This is a genomic window from Hydrogenophaga sp. FG152 (assembly GCF_057809615.1).
This window is the reverse complement of sequence record NZ_JBMDKH010000016.1, coordinates 22,666-42,782: the sequence shown is the minus strand read 5'-3', so window position 1 is coordinate 42,782 and position 20,117 is coordinate 22,666. Positions and strand designations below refer to the sequence as shown.

Here is a 20,117-nt window from a genome sequence, read left to right as displayed (position 1 = left end):
GATCTTGAGTCGCCCCCGCGCCAGCGAAGCCCCGATCAGGGCCGGCTCTTGCCCGCTTTTTCTCGACCGCCCACAATCCCGACCATGCCTGACACCCCGAAAACCCCGGCCCTGGTGGCCGCCGACGCACCAGCCCGCAGCCGTCCGTCGAACTACCCCGAGCCCTTTGCCTCCCGCATGGCCGGGCGCATCAAACGTCCGCTGGGCGACCTTTTCAGCCTGTCCCACTTCGGGGTCAACCTCACGACCCTGCCGCCGAAAGCGGTGTCGGCGCTGCGCCATGCCCACAGCCGGCAGGACGAGTTCGTCTACATCCTGGCCGGGCACCCGACGCTGTACACCGACGAGGGCGCCACGCCCTTGTCGCCGGGCATGTGCGCGGGTTTTCCGGCCGGCAGCGGCAATGGCCACCGGCTGGCCAACGAAACCGACCAGGAGGTGCAATACCTGGAGGTGGGTGACCGCAGCGAGGGCGACGAGGTCAGCTACCCGGAGGACGACCTGCAGGCCGTGCAGGTCGACGGCCGCTGGGCCTTCACGCACAAGGACGGGCGGCCGTACTAGGCGCCCGCCACGACCACTAAGGTGTTGCCGAGCGGGGTGCCTGTGGCAACAGGCTGGGCCGGCCTCGCCGCAGGTACCGGCCCTTGCCTTGCCGGGGGTGGAAGTTCCGGCCATCCCACACCACCTCGCCCCCCGCCAGCGTGGTACCTGGCCAGGCGCGCAAAGCCATGCCTTCGTAGGGGGTGTAGTCCACGGCATGGTGCAGTTCCGTGTTGCGCACCGTGCGTTCGCCTTCGTCCCAGATCACCAGGTCGGCGTCGCTGCCGATGGCGATCGTGCCCTTGCGAGGATGCAAGCCATAGGCCTTGGCGGGATTGGTGGCCGTGAGTTCGACGAAGCGCTGCAGCGTGATGCGCCCGCCCAGCACCCCTTCCGAGTACAGCAGCGGCATGCGGGTCTCGATGCCGGGAATCCCGTTGGGAATGTGCTGGAACGGGACCTCCTCTCCTCCCGGCTTCTTGCCCTCGGTACCGTCAAAGCGAAACGGTGCGTGATCGGACGAAAACACCGTGAACAGGCCGTCGGCCAAGCCGTCCCAGATCACCTGCTGGTTCTGCTTGTCGCGTGGCGGCGGGCTGCACACGCAGCGCGCACCCTTGTAGCTGTCGTCGATGCCCAGGTCCTCGGCGGTGAGGAACAGGTACTGCGGACAGGTCTCCGCGAACACCTTCAGGCCTTGCGAACGGGCCCAGCGGATCTGCTCCACGGCCTCGCGCCCCGACACGTGAACGACCAGGATCGGCACATCGATCAGCTCGGCCAACGCGATGGCGCGGTGCGTGGCTTCGCGCTCCACCAGCATCGGCCGCGCGTGCGCATGGAAGCGGGGTGCGGTGCGACCTGCGGCCTCAAGGCGACGGGTCAGCCAGGCGATGCAATCGGCGTTTTCCGCATGAATCATGGCCATCGCATCGTGTCGCCGCGCGACTTCGAGCACATCCAGGATCTGGCCGTCGTTGAGCTTGAGGTCGTCATACGTCATGTAGATCTTGAACGACGTGTATCCCTCCCGGATCAGCGCGGGCAGTTCCCGCGCGAGCACGTCGGGCGTGGGATCGCTCACGATCAGATGGAAAGCGTGATCGAGATGCGACTTTCCCTGTGCGCGCAGGTGGTAGTCGTCCACCGCGGCACGCAAGGACTGGCCTTTCACCTGGGCCGCAAAAGGAATGACGGTGGTCGTGCCTCCACAGGCCGCGGCGCGTGTGCCGGTATCGAAATCGTCGGCCATGCGCACGGGCGGGGCCATGGGCTGATCGAGATGGCAGTGGGCATCAACCCCACCCGGCGTGACCACCCGCCCCAGCGCATCGATCTCGCGGGCACCACCGGCAAGCTGCCGGCCAAGTTGCTGGATCACCCCATCGCGAATGCCAATGTCGCTCTCGAAGCAATCCGATGCGGTCGCCACACGGGCATTGCGGATCACGAGATCGAAGGCGGCATTCATGGCTGCCGCCCGATCAGCGTGGCCAGCCCACCCTCCAGACCCTGATGCGCCTTGGGCGGTGGGGGCGACAGCGCACCGCTGCGACGGGGCGTGTAGGCGCCGCGCCCCAGGGCCTCGGCCATGCGGATCGCGCTGCCCACCCCATCGATCAGCGGCACAGGCACGTCGTCGGCGATCTCGCGCGCCAGCCCGGCCAACGGCGCGCCCGCCAGGATGATGCTGTCCGCTCCGTCCTGCTCCACGCAAGCCAGACACATCTCGCGCAGCACGTCGCGCGCCTCCTGTTGAACCGTGCCCACGCTGGCAAAACCCTGCTGGAGACCGCGGTAACCGATCATGCGTGAGGACAAACCCAATTGATCCACGGTTTGCACGTACCAGGCGCCGATGCGCTGCGAGATGCCCACGATGGCGAAGCGCCCCCCGAGCAGGAAGGCGGCGGCCACAGCGGATTCGGTCAGGCCAACCACCGGGATGTCCAGCAGCTCCTTGGCAGCGGCCACACCCGGGTCGCCGAAAGCGGCGATCACGGCCACGTCGTGCTCGGCCTGTTGCTGCGCCAGAAGCTGCAAAGAGGCATAGGCACCCACGGCGGCCTCGCCAGGGGTTTCGATATAGGCCACACCGAAAGGCGCGGTGGCCATGGTGATCCGCGTATCCGGCAAGGCCGCGCGCTGCGCCTCATTGCGAATCAGCTCAGTCACGCTGAGGGAGATGTTGGGATTGATGACGAGAATTTTCAAGCGGTTCTCCGAGGCTCGACTTGTGCGCGAGCCCGCTGCCAAAGTGCAGCCGCCGCCTGCTGGGCGTCGGCCAAGATGCTGTCCTGGTCAACGCGCAGGGCGCGACCGCCTTCGACGACGACCTCGCCGTGCACGATCACCAGGGCCACGTCGCGGCCCTGACCGGTGTGCACGAGGTTGCCCAGCGGGTTGATGCAGGGCACGAGGTGCGGCCGGCGCATGTCCACGCACACCATATCGGCCAGCTTGCCGGCTTCCAGACTGCCCATGTGCTCGCCGAGACCCATCGCGTGCGCCCCGTTGTAGGTCGCCATGCGCAACATGTCCGCAGGCTGCCAGCCGTCGTCGATGCCACCGGTCTGGATGCGGCCGAGGTTCAGCGCCCAGCGCATGACCTCGATCATGTCCGCGTGCATGTTGTCCGTGGCCAGCGCCAGGCGGATACCGGCGTCCTGCATGGTCCGCGTGGGCGCGATGCGACCGCCCGTCGCATTGCCCTTGGGCACGTGCGCGAGGCTCATGCCCGCCGCGCCAGCTCGCCGCATGTCGGCCTCACTCATGTACATGCCGTGCGCGGCGATCAGCGCGGGACCGAGCAAACCGGTCTCATCCAGCAGCTCACAGGGCGAGCACCCGTCGCGCTCCTGCACGCGCTGGTTCTCCATGCGGCTTTGCGAGAGATGCGTGGTCACCACGCCCCCATGGCGCTCGCGGTGGTCTGCCACCCGCCGCAGCAGCGCCCGCGAGCAGGTGTCCGGCGCGTGCGGGGTGAGGTGCACGCCCGTGCGTCCGTCAGGCCCACCCTGCCATCGTTCGTGCAGCGCCATCGCCTCCGCGAGCGTGCGCTCCCCGATCGCGTCATCGTGGCGCCACTCGCCCAGGTGCACCCGCGAGAAATCCACATCATGGATGCGGCCACAGGCATAGGCGCGCAGCCCCACGCCGGCCATGGCCGGCAAGGTGAGGTCCGCGTGCACGTAGCTGTCGTTGATGACCGTGGAGCCGAACATCAGCGCCTCCAGTGCACCCAGCCGGGCCAGCGCAACCGCCTCGTCAGGCGTCACCTCATGGCCGTGCGGCACACCCGGGGTATAGGCGGGCGCGAAGCCCATGTCCTCGGCCACGCCGCGCACCATGGTCAGGATGGTGTGGGTGTGCACATTGATGAAACCGGGCAACACCATGTGCCCGCGCAGATCGATGGTGCGGCGCGCGCTCACGCGGGGTGCATCACCGGCGCCAGCCACAAAGGCGATGCGCGCGCCGGCAATGCCGATCACCGCGTTGTCGATCACCTCCAGCTGCGGGCGCGTGTGCACCACGGTGGCACCGGTGATCAGCAGATCCAGCGGATCTGATGTCGCAGGGGTCGAAGCCTCTTGTGTCATGGCGACCACCTAGAAACCAAGCGCGCGCGGCAGGGCCGTGACGATGGACGGGAAGGCCACGCACAGCAGCAGGACGGCAAACTGGAAAGCCACGAAGGGCATGGATTCCCTGATGATCGCCCCCATCGGAACGCGGGTGATGCCGCTCATCACAAAGAACAGCACCCCCACCGGGGGCGTCATCATGCCGATCACCAGGTTGAACATGAACAGGAAGCCAAACCACAGCGGATCCAGACCGAAGGCATCCGCAATCGGCACAAACAGGGGAACCAGCATGATGTAGGCCGCGTTCGACTCCAGGAACATGCCGACCACCACCAGCAGCAGCATGGTGAGCAGCACGAACACCATCGGGTCCGACGTCATGGCCTTGACAAAGTCGGCCATCTGCTGCGGCACCATGTCGATCGTGAGCAGGAAGGTGACGGTGGCGGCCAGCGCGATCAGCGCGCCCACCATCGACGCCGTGACCGCCGCGCGGAACAGGCAGCCGGGCAGATCGGCGAAGCTCAGCTTGCGGGTGATCAACAGACCGACCAGCGCCGAATACACCACGGCAATCGCAGCGCCCTCGGTGGCCGTGAACACCCCTCCGATGATGCCGCCCACCACGATGATCGGCATGAACAGAATGATGTGCGCCTTGCGGAACTGCACCCAGGCGTTGCGGGCGTTGAAGGCCTCGCCCGTCGGGGGGTACTTGCGCTTCCAGGAGATGAAACTGGCGATGCCGATGAAGCCCAGCGCGAGCAGCACGCCGGGCACGATGCCGGCCATGAATAGGCCACCGACCGAGACCGAAGAACCGGCCATCAGGGCATAGACGATCATGGCATTGGACGGTGGGATCACCGGCCCCAGGTTGGCCGCCGATGCGATCACCGCGCAGTTGAAGCTGTCCGGGTAGTGCTTGCGCAAGGAGGGCACCAAGGCGCTGCCCAGCGCACTCGCCGAGGCCACCGCCGCGCCGCTGACCGAAGCCAGGATCGTGCCGGCGATGATGGTCACATGCGCCAGCCCGCCGTGCACCCGGCCAACCAGGCTGTTGGCAAAGGTCACCAGGCGCTCCATCATGCCCGCCTTGACCATGAGTTCGCCAGCGAGCATGAACAAGGGGATCGCCATCAGAGGGAAGTTGTCCACCGCATGCAGCATGCGCTGGGACAACATCACCAGTTCGAAGTCGGCGGCATAGAGCGCGGCAAGCGAGGCGAAGCCCAGCGCGAACGCCAGCGGCATACCTGCGAACGCGAGCAGGCAGAAGACACAGATCACGAGCAATGTCATGACAACCTCCCTTCCCAGATGCGGGAACCCAGCCACGCGTGCAACACGAGGTGGACGAACGAGTGGGCCGCGCAGATGAGCACGGCGACGTAATAGATGCCGGCGGAGATCGGCAAGGTCGGCATGAGCTCTTGCCACTTGTCCAGGGTGGCGACCCAGGCGGCGTAGAAGATCGCCGCCATCAGGACCGCGCTGGCCACGCTCACGAGCCGGAACAGCCGGTCCTTGTTCCTGGGGGACAGGTTCATGATCAACAGGTCAATCCCCACGTGCACGGCGTACTTGATGCCATGCGGGATCGCCAGAAAGATGACCCAGACGAAGAACAGGCGCGAGACCTCGTCGGCCGAGTCGATGGATGAACCCAGCACATAGCGCCAGAACACCTGCAGACTCACCATCAGCGTCATCGCGGCCATGGCCACGACGATCACAACCATCGATGCCTTGTCAAAAGCTTCGACCCAGCGCCGCAGAGCCGGCCAGATCGAAGGCAGCCGATCGTCAGAAGGCGGTGCCGCCTCCGAGGGGTTCAGCCCCTGCGTCACTTCGTGGCCTCACTCACAACCGCATCGATCAGCTTCGGATCAATGCGCTTCTTGAGCGACTCCACCACGCTGGCGGTGCTGCGGCGGAAATCGGCACGGCCTTGCGGCGTGATCGGGGTGAAGGTCATGCCGGCCTTCACCAGTTGCTGACGCCAGCCCTCGTCCTGCTTGGCCGCCTCGGCGCGCTGCCAGACCATGGCCTCCTTCATGCCGGCCATCACCGCATCCTGGTGCGGCTTCTTCAGGCGCTCGAACAGGCGCTTGTTGGCGGCCGCGTTGATGAAATCGTAGAAGTGCCCGGTGTCAGACAAGTGCTTTTGAACTTCGTTGAAGCGGCGACTGGCGATGATGTTGTAAGGATTCTCATGGCCGTCGAGCACGCCCTGCTGCATGGCCGAGTAGACCTCCTTCACGTCCATGGCCACCGGGTTGGCGCCGAGTGCCCGGAAGGTATCCAGATGCACCTCGTTGGGCTGAAGCCGGATCTTCAGTCCCTTGAAGTCGGCGGACGACGTGATGGGCCGCACGTTGTTCGTCACATGGCGAAAGCCCAGCTCGCCATAACCCAGGCTGACAAAGCCCTTCTGAGCCATGCGTTCGTCAAACAGCTTGCCCACCGGCCCGTCCATGACCCGGAAAGCCGCTTCGCGCGAGCTGAAGAGGAAAGGCAGGCTGACCGCCTCGTACTCCGGCACGATGCGGGTGAAATAGGCAATCGAGGTCACGATCGCAAAGACCGTCCCCGAGCGCACCTGGTCAACGTTCTCGGACGCCCCGCCGAGCTGCATGTTCGGAAACAGGTCGATCTGCAACTCTCCCTGCGTGCGAGCCTCGACCTCTTTCTTGAAAATCTCCATCACTTTGGTCGCCGTGTGGTCCGCTGGGAAGTTGCCCGCCACGCGAAGCCGCTGCTGGGCCATCGAAGGGGCGTGAAGGCCCGCGAAGGCCAGGGCCGCAATGGCCGGGAGAAGAAGGGATCGGCGAAACTTCATGGCAACTCCTAAGATGGGCAGGCGGATGGATTTCACGGTCGCGAAGGCACTGGTAATGCAAATTTCGCTGAAGTGAATTATCTTTTTTCGGAAACCGCTGTCAACAACTCATTTACGCCCTGTATTGGTGCATTTTTTCGGGAAAGCTTGGAAAACATGCACCTATATAATGCAAAAAGAACTTTTGGATCTGGGATCTGCATGCAAATTGGAGGCGCGATGGACAAACCGATGGCACAGCAAGCCGAAAGCGCCGGCTCGGCACAAGGCGCGCAAGAACCGCCAGGTGCCGAGGACCGACGACGGCGACACGGTGTGCACGCCGACACCTGCGACCGCATCCGGGACATGATCGTCCACGGTGATCTGGCCTCGGGCGAACGCATCAATGAAATGGAGCTCTGCGAGGTTCTGGGTGTGTCACGCACGCCCATTCGGGAGGCCTTGAAGGTGCTGGCGGCCGAGGGGCTGGTCGAGCTGCTGCCCAACCGGGGGTCGCGCGTGACCACGCCTTCGACCGACGAAATCGTCAACCTGTTCGCCGTGATTGCGGCACTGGAGCGGCTGGCAGTGGAGACCGTGACACTTCAGGCCTCGGTGCCTGCGTTGGTGAAATTGCGCGCGCTGCACGACGAAATGCTGCAGCGCTACGCCGAACAGGACCGCGACCGCTATTTCGAACTCAACCACCGCATCCACGAAACCATCATCGCGATGGCGGACAACCCGCAACTCAGCCGCACCCATGCCGACCTGATGACACGCGCCCGGCGCCCGCGCTTTGTCGCGATCACGACCGATGGGCGCTGGGAAGAATCGGTCAAGGAACATGAGCTCGTGATGTCGGCCATGGAATTGCGCGACGCGCGCTTCGCCGGCGAAATCCTCTTTCGACATGTCCTGAAAACGGGGACCGCCTACATCCAGTCACTGGCCACCGCCGCACCGAACTAACCCCTGCCGAAAAGGACTTCCCGATGCGATTGCTGGCTTTCATGGACGACGCCGTTGGCCGCCCCGCCCTGGGCGCCCGGGACGGTGACACGGTCATCCACCTCACGGCCGAGGGACACCCGTCAACGCTCGATGCACTGCTGCTTCTCGGGAACGGCGGCCTGGACCGGGTCCGGGCCACGATCGCGGGCAAGCCCCGCCACCGCATCCCGCTCGATCGGATCACCTGGCTGCCTCCGCTGCTCAACCCGTCGAAGGCGTTCGGCATCGGTCTGAACTACAGCGACCATGCCAGGGAAATCGGCGCCCCGCCTCCGTCCCACCCCGTGATCTTCCAGCGCTTTCCCTCCTCCTGGGTCGCACACGGGCAGGCGATGGTCCGATCCCAACTGTCCACCCAGTTCGACTACGAGGCGGAGCTGGTGGTCGTGATAGGTCAGGCGGGCCGGAACATCCCTCGGGACCGCGCGCTCGAACACGTCGCGGGCTATTCCATCTTCAATGACGGCACCGTGCGCGACTACCAGGCGCGCTCCCACCAGTGGTTGTGGGGCAAGAACTTCGACGCCAGCGGTGGCTTCGGCCCCGAGTTCGTCACGGCCGACGAGCTGCCGCCGGGCGCCAGGGGCTTGAATGTCCAGTGCCGGCTCAACGGCCAGCTGCTGCAGGACGGCAATACCCGCGACATGATCTTCGATGTGGCCGCACTGGTATCGGCCTGCTCCGAGGGCATCGGATTGCACCCGGGCGACATGATCATCACCGGCACACCTGCCGGCGTGGGTTTTGTGCGTCAACCACCGGTCTGGATGCGGCCCGGCGATGTGTGCGAGGTGGAAATCGAAGGCATCGGAACGCTGGTCAATCCCATCAAGGCTGAGGCCTGAGCAAGCTCACACTGCGGGTACGTGGCCGACCCGCACACCTCGACATTGCCCTGCACTCGAGAGCGGGCCATGCCCTTTTTTTGAGCATCGCTCACACCGCCATGCGGGCCGCGGCCTGCGGCAGTTGTCCCACGGGTTGTCCACACCCTTGGGCACAGCAGCTGTGAGCAACCCTCGAAAAGAGCCTGCCCGGAAACGACAAAGCCCTTGAGGCAACTCAAGGGCTTGTACGTGGTTGGTGCGGCTGGCGGGGATCGAACCCACGACCCTTGGCTTCGGAGGCCAATACTCTATCCACTGAGCTACAGCCGCAACGCCAGCGATTCTATCAGCCGAGGGGGCGGCGCCCGGCGGGTGCCAAGGGGGCTTGGCTATAATCCAAGGCTGTTTGCCCGGCCTGACACGGGCACGCCCCACACCCACACAGGCCTTGCTTCGCCACCCCTGAGGACATCATGAGCGACCACGCGCACGAAGAACACCATACCGGTCCCATCAAGACGCCAACCCAGTTGATGTGGACGGCCTTCTTTGCGTTCGTCGCGCCCATTTTCATCATCATCGGCCTCGTGTACTACGTGGTCTCGGCCAACAAGCCGGCGGCCGGCGCGGTGGACATGGAGCAGGCCGTTGCCCAGCGCATCCAGCGCGTGGGCACGGTGGAGCTGCGCGACGCCAACCGTCCGCTGGCTTCCGGCGAGTCGGTGTACACCGCCCAATGCGCGGCCTGCCATGCCGCTGGCTTGGCCGGCGCACCCAAGTTCGGCGACGCCGCCGCCTGGGGTCCCCGCATCGCCACCGGCTATGAAGCCCTGCTGACCTCTGCCCTCAAAGGCAAGGGCGCCATGGGCGCGCAAGGCGGCGGCGCGTTCCGCGACGCCGAGATCGGCCGCGCCGTGGTGCACCTGGCCAACGCCGCTGGCGGCAAGTTCCCCGAGCCCCAGGCACCGGCACCCGCAGCTGCAGCAGCCCCTGCGGCCGCTGCGCCAGCCGCTGCAGCGCCTGCCCCCGCTCCTGCCGTGGCTGCTGCGGCCCCTGCTGCCGCTGCCGCTGCGCCGGCACCTGCCGCCTCGGCCACCGTGGCCGCTGGCGCCGGTGAGGCCCTGTACAAGCAGGCTTGCGCCGTGTGCCACGTGGCCGGCGTGGCCGGTGCACCGAAGTTCGGCGACAAGGCCGCCTGGGCACCCCGCGTGGGCGCTGGCCTGGACACCCTGACCGCCACGGTCATCAAGGGCAAGGGTGCGATGCCTCCCAAGGGTGGTGCAGGCGCCGCCGCAGAGGCGGACATCAAGGCCGCCGTGCAGTACATGCTGAACGCAGTGAAGTAAGGCACGTCCCCTTCCGCCCAAAAGCCGGCCCCGTGCCGGCTTTTTTGTGCCCGCGCGCGGCCGCCCTCAGGCTGCTTGTAGCGCCTGGGGATGGGGAATGAAACCGAACCGCGCCGGCAGCGCATCGGCAAGCACCTCGGCCGGGCGCCAGCGGCCAGCTTCGACCGCGTCGGCGGCGAGGTTCATGTCGGCGCTGTGCACCAGCCCGACACCCAGATTGGTCACCAGGTACAGCCGGCCCCATTCGTCCAGCAGACTCTCCTGCACCCGCGCCGGCAGGCCGGTGTGGGACGACACACCACCCTCGGGCTGCAGGCGCCAGATCCACGGCGTGGCTTCGAGTTCGACGTACACGCGCTGCGGCCCGTTCTGGAAGTACCACTGGCCTTGCGCGTCGGCCGCGTAGTTGCGGTGGATGAACTCGATGAGCTTGTCGTGCTTGAGCAGCGAGCCCTTGCTGGCGGGGAAAGGCCCTTGCGCCTGCGTGCGGTCGTCGCGCATGTACCAGTTGCCGCGGGCATCCAGGCCCAGCCAGCCGTAACAGTGCGGCACATTGGGCCACTTGGCCATCGCGGCCTTGACGATGTCGTCCATGGCGAGGCTCCTCAAAGATGGGCGAGCAGCCAGTTTCCCACGGCCTCGGGCATCGCGCGCACATGCCCGGGAAGGCCAAGGGGTCCGTGCGAAACCGGAAAGCCCACATGGCCGCCCTGCTCGGGTTGCCACAGGGTGACGTGATGGCCCGCGTCCTGCTGGGTCGGCAGGGACTCGGCGGGCACGAAGGGGTCGTTGCGCGCATTGAGCGCGAGCGCGGGTACGCGGATGCTTTGAAGCACCGGCTTGGCCGAGGCGCGCGCCCAGTAGTCGGCCGTGTCCTTGAAGCCGTGCAGGGGCGCGGTGAAGAGGTTGTCGAACTCGTAGAGGTCGCGCGCGGCCAGCAGCTTCTGCCGGTCGAACAAGCCCGGGTGCTGCTCCAGCTTGCCGAGCGCCTTGGGCACCATGGAGCGCATGAACATGCGGGTGTAGACCACGCGGTTGAAGCCGCGCCCGATGGCGTCGCCGCCCGCAGCCAGGTCCAGCGGGGAACACACCGATGCAATGGCGCGCACGCAGGAGGTCGCTTCCGAGCCCATCTCACCGGCCCAGCGCATCAGGGCATTGCCACCCAGCGACACGCCCACGGCAATCAGTGGCCGGCCCGGGTGTTCTGCGGCAAAACGGCGCAGGATCCAGTCGATCTCCTGGAAGTCACCCGAGTGGTAGGCGCGTGGCGCCTGGTTGAGTTCGCCCGAGCATCCCCGGAAGTGGGGTACCGCATAGGCCACGCCGTGGGCGGCGGCGAAATCGGCGAAGGCCACGGCGTACTGGCTCGCGGAAGAACCCTCCAGCCCATGGAACAGCACCAGCAGGGGTGCCTCCGGCGCGCTGCTGTGCAAGGCCTGGTCCACATCGATGAAGTCGCCATCGGGCGTCTTCCATCGGCTGCGCTTCCAGCGCGGCGGCGGTCCGAAATGGCGGCGGCTGGCCAGCGCGGCCCACACCGTCTGCGGGTTGCCTCCCGGCAACCACCACGGCGCACGGTAGGAAAAGCGGTCGGACTTCAATGCAGCACCGGCTGGGTGGTGAACGCCTCGAGCGGCTCGGTGCGTGAGCCGGGGCTGGCGTGGTGCGCGACCATGCGCCAGCCTTGGGCGGTCTTGGCATAGACGTTGGTGGCCACCACCCAGGCGTGTTGCATGCCATCGTCCGTCATCACGGCCACGCGCTCGACCACGCTGTGCACGCTGCAGCCACCGGCATCGAGCCGGCGCACCTTCTCGGGCTGGGCTTGCACGCTGCCACTGGCGAACATGGTCTCGAACGCGGCGCGCACCGCGGCGTGCCCCACGAGCCGAGGCCCCCCCGGATGCACACACACGATGTCGTCCTCGTCCGCCCAGCAGGCCATGAGGCGCTCGATGTCGGCGTGTTGCAGCGCGTCGTAGAAGGCCGCCTCCGTGTCGTCCGCCGAACCGGGGGGCAGTTTGGGTTTTCGCATGGGGGCTATTTTGCCGCCAGTGCCCGGCTGCCCGGGGGCACCCCCGGGTATATTCCCGCTGATCGACCTGATCTCATCCAGCGGAGGTTTTATGCGCACATCCATTCGACGCCTGTCCACCTGGGCCGCCGCCCTGTTGCTCGCCACCAGCCTCACGGGCTGCGGGTACAACGACTTCCAGCGCCTGGACGAGCAGAGCCAGTCGGCCTGGTCGGAGGTGCTCAACCAGTACCAGCGCCGAGCCGACCTGATCCCCAACATCGTCGCCACCGTCAAGGGCGAGGCCAACTTCGAGCAGGAAACGCTCACCCGCGTGATCGAGGCCCGGGCCAAGGCCACGTCGATCCAGGTCACGCCCGAGACGCTGAACAACCCGGCCGCGATGCAACAGTTCCAGGCCGCGCAAGGCGAACTGGGCAGCGCGCTCAGCCGCCTGATGGTGGTGGTGGAGCAGTACCCCAACCTCAAGGCCAACCAGGGCTTCAGCGACCTGCGTGTGCAGCTCGAAGGCACCGAGAACCGCATCACCGTGGCGCGCAACCGCTACATCCAGACCGTGCAGGAGTACAACGTGCTCGCGCGCAGCTTCCCCACCAACCTCACCGCGATGGTCTTCGGCTACGGCCCCAAGACCAACTTCCAGGTCGCCAACGAGGCCGCGATCTCGACACCGCCCACGGTGGACTTCAAGAAGCCATGACGCTGCGCCTGGCCCGGTGGCTGTTGGCCACCCTGGGGCTTTGGTTCTTCCCCACCTGGGTGCTGGCGCAAGGCCTGCAGCCCATCCCAGAATTGCGCGCGCGCGTGATCGACCAGACGGGCACGCTCGATGTGGCGAGCCTCGCCGCCATCGAGGCCAAGCTCGCGGCCTTTGAAAAGACGAACGGCTCGCAGGTGGTGGTGGTGATGGTGGCCACCACCGCACCCGAAGACATCGCCGATTACTCACAGCGCCTGGGCGACGCCTGGAAGATCGGCCGGCGCGATGTGGGCGACGGCGTGCTGTTCGTGATCGCCAAGGACGACCGGCGCCTGCGCATCGCCACCGCGAAGGCGCTGGAAGGCGCGATTCCCGACCTGATGGCCAAGCGCATCATCGACGGCGCGGTGACGCCCGCGTTCCGCATCGGCAACTACGCCGCCGGCATCGAGGCCGGTGTCGATCAGATCCTGGCCCGCATCCGGGGTGAGAATTTGCCCCTGCCCGCGGAACAGGCCACACGCGATGGCGCCGGCCTCGACGATTTCGACGGCATGGAGGTGCTGGTGTTCCTGGTCTTTGCCGTGCCCATGTTCTCGGCCGTGCTGCGCGGCATCTTCGGCAACAAGCTGGGCACGGTGTTCACGGGCATTGGCGCCGGTGGCCTGGCCTGGATGCTGACCGCCGTGGTCTGGGTGGCCATCGGCGCCGGCCTGCTCGGCATGCTGGCCGCGCTGTTCCTGCAATTCCTGCCGGCACCCACTTCGGGAGGCTCCGGCCGCGGCGGGCGTGGCGGCGGCTGGGGCGGTGGCGGCTTCGGAGGTGGGGGTGGAGGACGCGGAGGAGGTTTTGGCGGTGGTGGTTTCAGCTCGGGCGGTGGCGGCAATTTCGGCGGCGGCGGCGCTTCCGGCGGCTGGTGAGGGGAACAGGCCATGAACAAACTCACCCGCATCCTGAAGCACCGTTGGCTGGACGCCTCGGACACCGCGCGCGCGGTGCCCGACGACATGGCCGAGCGCCTGGCGCGGCGCGTGGCCGCCAGCGAGGGCCGGCACAGCGGCGAGGTGCGGTTGTGCGTCGAGGCCGCCCTGCCCCTGAGCTACCTCTGGCGCATCAATGCCAGCACCCCGCTGTCCACCGTGGTGCGCGAGCGCGCGCTGACCTGGTTCGGCCGCCTGCGCATCTGGGACACCGAGCACAACAACGGTGTGCTGATCTACCTGCTGCTGGCCGAGCACGCCATCGAGTTCGTGGCGGACCGGGCGTTGGCACAACGCGTCGCGCCGACCGAATGGCAGGCCATCGTGGACCGTCTGGGTGCGCGCCTGCGCGAGGGGGCTTTCGAGGATGGGCTCACGCAGGCCCTGGAAGAAGTGTCCGCCCTGCTGGTGCTGAATTTCCCGGCCGACGCCGGCGCCACCCGGCGCAACGAGCTGGCCGACGGCGTCGTGCGCCGCTGACGCGCGCCGGCGGATTCAGCCGCGCCGCTTGTCCTGCGCGGTGCGGCCGTTGTTGAGCGCCACATTCAGCTCCTGCTGCAGCGCCTTGTTCATCTGGGCAAAAGTCTTGAGTTTGCGCGTGGTCTCGCGCAGACGATCGGCCATGCGCTTGGAGATCGCCAGCAGCAGGCGGGCGCCCAACCTCGGGTCGTCCTTGAGCAGGCGCATCAAGGCCGTGCGCGAGAGCACGGCCGCCGCGATGTCGGTGTTGGCGGTGCAGGTGGCCGAGCGCGGCGCGCCATCGAGCACGCCCATTTCACCGATCAGGTGGCCGGGGCCCATGATGTTCACCACCATGCTCTCATGCAGGCCGGGCAACTCGTTCTCGACCGCGATGTCGCCTTCCAGCACCAGCAGCATGTAGTCGGTCTGCTTGACCTCCCCCTCCTGGATGATGACCGCACCCGCCTTGATGAGCTTGGGCCGCATGTAGCCCACCACTTTCAGCGCATCGCTCAGGGTGAGGTCGGCCAGCGCCGACGAGGTGACCAGCAAACGGGCTGCCACCTCTTCCGGGGCCATGTCGGGGCTCTCAAAAATGGATGACATCGGCGATGCTCCCAACGTGTTCTGTCTTGTCCGAGATGGTATGCGGACTGTCACACCGCTCGCCGCAAAAGCCAACAAAAAGACCGGCACGAGGCCGGTCCTTCCTTGATAAACGACACGAAGTCGTCGCTTATTTCTTTTGGCGGTATTTGCGCAGGGCGGCGATCTGCGCGGCCATGACCGCGAGTTCCGACGTGGCCTTGGCCAGATCGAGATCGCTCTTGGCGTTCTTGACGGCCTCTTCGGCCTGCCGGCGCGCTTCGGTCGCCTTGGCCTCATCAAGGTCGTGGCCACGGATCGCGGTGTCGGACAACACAGTGATGTGGTGCGGTTGCACTTCCAGAATGCCACCGGCCACAAACACGAATTCTTCACCGCCATCGGCCTTCTCGATGCGCACGGCGCCGGGCTTGATGCGGGTGATCAGCGGAATGTGGCCGGGCAGGATGCCCAGCTCACCGGCCTCGCCCGGCAGCGCCACGAACTTGGCTTCGCCGGAGAAGATGGATTCTTCGGCGCTGACCACATCGACGCGGATGGTGCTCATATGTACTCCTTTGAAAAGTCGACGGAAAGCAAGTAATCGGGTGTCCGGCTAGGCGGTGCGCGGAGATGTGCTGTAGCACATCGAGCACACCAACAACGCCGGGCGCCCGAGTACGCCGCTTTACGCGACTTTTTTGGCCTTTTCGAAGGCTTCGTCGATGGTGCCGACCATGTAGAACGACTGCTCGGGCAGGTGGTCGCATTCACCGGCGGTGATCATCTTGAAACCACGGATGGTTTCGGCCAGCGGCACGTACTTGCCGGGCGAGCCGGTGAACACTTCAGCCACGTGGAAGGGCTGCGACAGGAAACGCTGGATCTTGCGGGCGCGGGCCACGGCCAGCTTGTCTTCCGGCGCCAGTTCGTCCATGCCCAGGATGGCGATGATGTCGCGCAGTTCCTTGTAGCGCTGCAGCGTGCCTTGCACGGCGCGAGCGGTTTCGTAGTGGTCCTGGCCCACCACCAGCGGATCGAGCTGGCGGCTGGTGGAATCCAGCGGGTCCACAGCGGGGTAGATGCCCAACGCGGCGATGTCACGGCTCAGCACCACGGTGGAGTCCAAGTGGGCGAAGGTGGTGGCGGGCGACGGGTCGGTCAAGTCATCGGCAGGCACGTACACGGCCTGGATGGAGGTGATCGAGCCGACCTTGGTGGAGGTGATGCGCTCTTGCAGGCGGCCCATTTCTTCGGCCAGCGTCGGCTGGTAGCCCACGGCGGAAGGCATGCGGCCCAGCAGGGCGGACACTTCGGTACCGGCCAGGGTGTAGCGGTAGATGTTGTCCACGAAGAACAGCACGTCACGGCCTTCGTCGCGGAACGACTCGGCGATGGTCAGGCCGGTCAGGGCCACGCGCAGACGGTTGCCCGGCGGCTCGTTCATCTGGCCGTAGACCATGGCCACTTTCGAGTCTTCGAGCTTCTCGAGGTTCACGACGCCGGAGTCGGCCATCTCGTGATAGAAGTCGTTGCCTTCGCGGGTGCGCTCACCCACACCAGCGAACACCGACAGACCACTGTGGGCCTTGGCGATGTTGTTGATGAGTTCCATCATGTTCACAGTCTTGCCCACACCGGCGCCACCGAACAGACCCACCTTGCCGCCCTTGGCGAACGGGCAGACCAGGTCGATCACCTTGATGCCGGTTTCCAGCAGTTCCTGCGAGGGGGACAGTTCGTCGTAGGCGGGGGCCTTGCGGTGGATCGAAGCCGTCAGGGCCTGGTCAACCGGGCCGCGCTCGTCGATGGGCGCGCCCAGCACGTCCATGATGCGGCCCAGGGTGGCCTTGCCGACCGGGACCATGATGGGGTTGGAGGTGTTGGTCACCACCATGCCGCGGCGCAGGCCGTCGGACGAGCCCAGCGCAATGGTGCGCACCACGCCGTCGCCCAGCTGCTGCTGGACTTCCAGCGTCAGGGTGGAGCCTTCCATTTTCAGCGCGTCGTAAACGCGCGGCATCTGGTTGCGCGGAAATTCCACGTCCACGACGGCGCCGATGCACTGGACGATCTTGCCTTGTACTTGAGACATGATGGATACCTTCTGTTTTCTCTGGATTCGGTTGGGCGGCTGCTTCAGACCGCGGCGGCACCGGCGACGATTTCCGAAAGTTCTTTCGTGATCGCGGCCTGACGGGTCTTGTTGTAGACCAGCTTGAGTTCACCGATGACGCTGCCGGCGTTGTCGGTGGCGGCCTTCATGGCCACCATGCGGGCGGATTGCTCGGACGCCATGTTCTCGGCAACCGCCTGGTACACCTGGGCTTCCACGTAGCGCAGCAGCAGTTCGTCGATGACGGTGGCTGCATCGGGTTCGTAGATGTAGTCCCAGTCGCGGCCACCGGCGTTGTCTTGCAAGGTGCCTGCATTGAGCGGCAGCAGTTGCTCGATCACCGATTCCTGCTTCATCGTGTTGATGAACTTGGTGTACGACAGGTAGACCGCGTTGATGCGACCTTCGGTGTACGCATCGAGCAGCACCTTGACGGGGCCGATCAGCTTTTCCAGGTGAGGCGTGTCGCCCAGCCCGGTCACGCTGGACACCACCTTGGCACCGATGCGATTGAGGAAGCCCAGGCCCTTGTTGCCAATGGCCACGGCCTCGGCGCTCACGCCCTGGGCCTGCAGTTCCTTGAGCTGGGTCGTCACCGCGCGCAACACGTTGGTGTTGAGACCGCCGCACAGACCCTTGTCGGTCGTGACCACGACAAAACCGGCGGTCTTGGCGTCGTTGGTCTGCATGAACGGGTGCGTGTACTCCGGGTTGGCCCGGCTCAGGTTGCCAGCGATCTGGCGCACCTTTTCGGCGTAGGGACGCGCGGAGCGCATGCGCTCCTGCGCCTTGCGCATCTTGGAGGCGGCGACCATTTCCATGGCTTTGGTGATCTTCTTGGTGTTCTCCACCGATTTGATCTTGCCGCGTATTTCCTTACCTGCTGCCATTGGGGCTCCTTAGCTGGTCAATGGGGGCGGATCAGTACGTGCCGGTCTTCTTGAAATCGGCAACCGCAGCGGCGAGCTGGGCTTCGGCTTCTTTGTCCTTGTCCAGCGCCTTGCCGGCTTCCATCTTCTGCAGCAGGGCGGCGTGCTTGTCCTTCAGGAAAGCATGCAGGCCGGCTTCGAACGACAGCACCTTCTTGACGTCGATGTCGTCCAGGTAGCCCTTGTTCACAGCGAACAGCGAGGCGGCCATCAAACTGATGGACAGCGGCGCGTATTGGGCCTGCTTCAGCAGTTCGGTCACGCGGGCACCGCGGTCGAGCTGCTTGCGGGTGGCTTCGTCCAGGTCGGAAGCGAACTGCGCGAACGCAGCCAGTTCACGGTACTGGGCCAGGTCGGTACGGATACCGCCGGACTGCTTCTTGATCAGGTCCGTCTGGGCAGCACCACCGACGCGCGACACCGAGATACCAGCGTTGATGGCGGGGCGAATACCGGCGTTGAACAGGCTGGTTTCCAGGAAGATCTGGCCGTCGGTGATCGAGATCACGTTGGTCGGCACGAAAGCGGACACGTCGCCGGCCTGCGTTTCGATGATGGGCAGTGCGGTCAGCGAACCGGTCTTGCCCTTGACTTCACCCTTGGTGAAGGCTTCGACGTAGTCGGCGTTCACGCGGGCTGCGCGTTCGAGCAGACGGCTGTGGAGGTAGAACACGTCGCCGGGATAGGCTTCGCGGCCTGGCGGGCGGCGCAGCAGCAGCGAGACCTGGCGGTAGGCCACGGCCTGCTTGGACAGATCGTCATAGACGATCAGCGCGTCCTGGCCACGGTCGCGGAAGTACTCGCCCATGGTGCAGCCGGAGTAAGCCGACAGGTACTGCATGGCAGCGGATTCGGAAGCCGAAGCGGCCACGACGATGGTGTAGTCCATCGCGCCAGCCTGCTCCAGGGCACGCACCACGTTCTTGATCGACGAGGCCTTCTGACCGATCGCAACGTAGACGCAGGTCATGTTCTGACCCTTCTGGTTGATGATCGCGTCGATCGCCACGGCGGTCTTGCCGGTCTGGCGGTCACCGATGATCAGCTCGCGCTGGCCACGGCCAACGGGCACCATGGAGTCGATCGACTTCAGGCCGGTCTGCACCGGCTGATCCACCGATTTGCGGGCGATCACGCCCGGCGCGACCTTCTCGATCACGTCGGTCATCTTGGCGTTGACCGGGCCCTTGCCGTCGATGGGCTGGCCCAGGGCGTTGACCACGCGGCCAACGAGCTCGGGACCGACCGGCACTTCCAGGATGCGGCCCGTGCACTTCACGGTGTCGCCTTCGGAGATGTGCTCGTACTCGCCCAGAATCACGGCGCCGACGGAGTCGCGCTCGAGGTTCAGTGCCAGACCGAAGGAAGGCACGCCCTCCTTGTTGGCCGGGAATTCCAGCATTTCGCCCTGCATCACGTCGGACAGGCCGTGGACACGGACGATACCGTCGGTGACCGAGACCACAGTGCCCTGGTTGCGCACATCACTGGATGCGCCCAGACCCTCGATGCGGGACTTGATCAGTTCGGAGATTTCGGCGGGATTGAGTTGCATGACTCTTTCCTTCTTTCGTTAAATGGTGTGCAGGCGCGCCCGGAAAAACAGCCGTCAGGCCGTCAGGGCAATCTTCATTTGTTCCAGGCGGGCTTTGACCGAGGTGTCGAGCACCTCGTCGCCCACCACGACGCGAATGCCGCCGATCAGATCGGGCTGCAGCTTCACCTGGAGGTTGAGCTTGCGTCCAAAGCGCTTTTCCAGCACCCCGGAGAGCTCGGCCAGCGTGGCGCTGTCCACCTCGAAGGCGCTGTGGACCACCGCGTCGTACGCCCCCAGCTGCGCGTTCTTCAGTGCGCGGAACTGGGCGGCGATCTCGGGCAGGGCTTCGATGCGGCCGTTCTCGATCACGGTGCGCAGGAAGTTCTGGCCAATGGCGGGCAGGCTGCTCTTGAGCAGGCCGGTCATGAGCGAAAGCACCTGATCAGGTTCGGTCTTGGGGCTGTCGGCGAACTGACGCAGCTGTTCATTGGCGGCCAGGGCAGCCAGCTCGTCGAGCCAGGCCGCGGCGCCAGCCGCGTCAGGGCCTGCGGCCTTGAACAGCGCTTCCGCATAGGGGCGGGCAATGGTGGCGATTTCTGCCATGGTGGTCCTTTGAATGCCGGTCG

General features: G+C 65.8%; 22 protein-coding genes and 1 tRNA gene. 7 read left to right on the top strand and 16 right to left on the bottom strand.

Going from position 1 to position 20,117, the window contains the following annotated elements:
* The first annotated feature begins 84 nt into the window (after positions 1–84).
* Entirely contained in the window at positions 85–564 is a 480-nt protein-coding gene (locus ACODTB_RS18670) for a cupin domain-containing protein (protein ID WP_291114419.1), read from the top strand.
* Positions 565–580: 16 nt separating this feature from the next.
* On the opposite strand, the gene hydA is transcribed toward ACODTB_RS18670, so the two are convergent.
* The 6 genes from hydA to ACODTB_RS18640 all read right to left on the bottom strand — a co-directional run bounded on the left by hydA (position 581) and on the right by ACODTB_RS18640 (position 6,975).
* Positions 581–2,014 (bottom strand): dihydropyrimidinase, encoded by a 1,434-nt coding sequence (gene hydA / locus ACODTB_RS18665; RefSeq protein ID WP_291114422.1) that lies wholly within the window; start codon positions 2,012–2,014, stop codon positions 581–583.
* Positions 2,011–2,757 carry an aspartate/glutamate racemase family protein gene (locus tag ACODTB_RS18660; protein ID WP_291114426.1) on the bottom strand — a complete coding sequence of 249 codons (747 nt, stop codon included), beginning with the start codon at positions 2,755–2,757 and terminating at the stop codon, positions 2,011–2,013. Before ACODTB_RS18660 ends, hydA begins: the two co-directional genes overlap by 4 nt.
* A complete protein-coding gene (locus tag ACODTB_RS18655; protein ID WP_291114429.1) occupies positions 2,754–4,145 on the bottom strand; it encodes an amidohydrolase family protein in 1,392 nt (463 codons plus the stop codon). The genes ACODTB_RS18660 and ACODTB_RS18655 overlap by 4 nt, the downstream gene beginning before the upstream one ends.
* A 9-nt stretch (positions 4,146–4,154) precedes the next feature.
* A complete protein-coding gene (locus tag ACODTB_RS18650; protein ID WP_291114432.1) occupies positions 4,155–5,435 on the bottom strand; it encodes a TRAP transporter large permease in 1,281 nt (426 codons plus the stop codon).
* A complete protein-coding gene (locus tag ACODTB_RS18645) occupies positions 5,432–5,875 on the bottom strand; it encodes a TRAP transporter small permease (RefSeq protein ID WP_291114435.1) in 444 nt (147 codons plus the stop codon). The genes ACODTB_RS18650 and ACODTB_RS18645 overlap by 4 nt, the downstream gene beginning before the upstream one ends.
* A 104-nt stretch (positions 5,876–5,979) precedes the next feature.
* Positions 5,980–6,975: a TRAP transporter substrate-binding protein gene (locus tag ACODTB_RS18640; RefSeq protein WP_291114437.1), complete on the bottom strand. Its 996-nt coding sequence runs from the start codon at positions 6,973–6,975 to the stop codon at positions 5,980–5,982.
* A 219-nt stretch (positions 6,976–7,194) separates the two neighbouring features.
* Here ACODTB_RS18640 and ACODTB_RS18635 point away from each other — a divergent pair, with 219 nt between their 5' ends.
* Complete coding sequence (locus ACODTB_RS18635; protein ID WP_291114441.1) at positions 7,195–7,929, top strand: GntR family transcriptional regulator; 735 nt, start codon at positions 7,195–7,197, stop codon at positions 7,927–7,929.
* Positions 7,930–7,952: 23 nt separating this feature from the next.
* Positions 7,953–8,816, top strand: coding sequence for a fumarylacetoacetate hydrolase family protein (locus tag ACODTB_RS18630; protein WP_291114444.1), 864 nt, complete (start codon positions 7,953–7,955; stop codon positions 8,814–8,816).
* A 236-nt stretch (positions 8,817–9,052) separates the two neighbouring features.
* Here ACODTB_RS18630 and ACODTB_RS18625 read toward each other — a convergent pair.
* Positions 9,053–9,128 (bottom strand) — tRNA-Arg (locus tag ACODTB_RS18625).
* A 143-nt stretch (positions 9,129–9,271) separates the two neighbouring features.
* On the opposite strand from ACODTB_RS18625, the gene ACODTB_RS18620 reads away from it, so the two are divergent.
* Positions 9,272–10,144 (top strand): c-type cytochrome, encoded by an 873-nt coding sequence (locus tag ACODTB_RS18620; protein WP_291114447.1) that lies wholly within the window; start codon positions 9,272–9,274, stop codon positions 10,142–10,144.
* A gap of 66 nt (positions 10,145–10,210) precedes the next feature.
* Here ACODTB_RS18620 and ACODTB_RS18615 read toward each other — a convergent pair whose 3' ends face one another.
* Genes ACODTB_RS18615 through ACODTB_RS18605 form a run of 3 tightly spaced genes read right to left on the bottom strand, consistent with a single transcriptional unit; the run spans position 10,211 to position 12,182 of the window.
* On the bottom strand, positions 10,211–10,738 hold the full coding sequence (locus ACODTB_RS18615) for a DUF2946 family protein (RefSeq protein WP_291114450.1): 528 nt from the start codon (positions 10,736–10,738) through the stop codon (positions 10,211–10,213).
* A gap of 11 nt (positions 10,739–10,749) precedes the next feature.
* Complete coding sequence (locus ACODTB_RS18610; protein ID WP_291114453.1) at positions 10,750–11,748, bottom strand: YheT family hydrolase; 999 nt, start codon at positions 11,746–11,748, stop codon at positions 10,750–10,752.
* Complete coding sequence (locus ACODTB_RS18605; protein WP_291114456.1) at positions 11,745–12,182, bottom strand: YybH family protein; 438 nt, start codon at positions 12,180–12,182, stop codon at positions 11,745–11,747. Before ACODTB_RS18605 ends, ACODTB_RS18610 begins: the two co-directional genes overlap by 4 nt.
* 91 nt (positions 12,183–12,273) lie before the next feature.
* Here ACODTB_RS18605 and ACODTB_RS18600 point away from each other — a divergent pair, with 91 nt between their 5' ends.
* The 3 genes from ACODTB_RS18600 to ACODTB_RS18590 are packed head-to-tail and all read left to right on the top strand — an operon-like array spanning position 12,274 to position 14,342.
* Entirely contained in the window at positions 12,274–12,882 is a 609-nt protein-coding gene (locus ACODTB_RS18600) for a LemA family protein (RefSeq protein WP_291114459.1), read from the top strand.
* Positions 12,879–13,802 (top strand): TPM domain-containing protein, encoded by a 924-nt coding sequence (locus ACODTB_RS18595; RefSeq protein WP_291114462.1) that lies wholly within the window; start codon positions 12,879–12,881, stop codon positions 13,800–13,802. Before ACODTB_RS18600 ends, ACODTB_RS18595 begins: the two co-directional genes overlap by 4 nt.
* Before the next feature lie 12 nt (positions 13,803–13,814).
* On the top strand, positions 13,815–14,342 hold the full coding sequence (locus ACODTB_RS18590; protein WP_291114465.1) for a TPM domain-containing protein: 528 nt from the start codon (positions 13,815–13,817) through the stop codon (positions 14,340–14,342).
* 15 nt (positions 14,343–14,357) lie between these two features.
* Here the strand turns inward: ACODTB_RS18590 and ACODTB_RS18585 are convergent, their stop codons facing one another.
* From ACODTB_RS18585 to ACODTB_RS18560, 6 genes are all read right to left on the bottom strand, one after another.
* The gene (locus tag ACODTB_RS18585; RefSeq protein WP_291114468.1) at positions 14,358–14,903 is read right to left on the bottom strand and encodes a cyclic nucleotide-binding domain-containing protein; all 546 of its coding nucleotides are present in this window, start codon (positions 14,901–14,903) and stop codon (positions 14,358–14,360) included.
* Between the two features lie 157 nt (positions 14,904–15,060).
* Positions 15,061–15,477 (bottom strand): F0F1 ATP synthase subunit epsilon, encoded by a 417-nt coding sequence (locus tag ACODTB_RS18580; RefSeq protein WP_291114471.1) that lies wholly within the window; start codon positions 15,475–15,477, stop codon positions 15,061–15,063.
* Between the two features lie 120 nt (positions 15,478–15,597).
* The gene (atpD, locus tag ACODTB_RS18575) at positions 15,598–17,004 is read right to left on the bottom strand and encodes a F0F1 ATP synthase subunit beta (protein ID WP_291114474.1); all 1,407 of its coding nucleotides are present in this window, start codon (positions 17,002–17,004) and stop codon (positions 15,598–15,600) included.
* Positions 17,005–17,048: 44 nt separating this feature from the next.
* Positions 17,049–17,915 carry a F0F1 ATP synthase subunit gamma gene (gene atpG / locus ACODTB_RS18570; RefSeq protein ID WP_291114477.1) on the bottom strand — a complete coding sequence of 289 codons (867 nt, stop codon included), beginning with the start codon at positions 17,913–17,915 and terminating at the stop codon, positions 17,049–17,051.
* Between the two features lie 31 nt (positions 17,916–17,946).
* On the bottom strand, positions 17,947–19,509 hold the full coding sequence (gene atpA, locus ACODTB_RS18565) for a F0F1 ATP synthase subunit alpha (protein ID WP_291114480.1): 1,563 nt from the start codon (positions 19,507–19,509) through the stop codon (positions 17,947–17,949).
* Positions 19,510–19,563: 54 nt separating this feature from the next.
* Entirely contained in the window at positions 19,564–20,094 is a 531-nt protein-coding gene (locus ACODTB_RS18560; RefSeq protein WP_291114483.1) for a F0F1 ATP synthase subunit delta, read from the bottom strand.
* Positions 20,095–20,117: the final 23 nt, after the last annotated feature.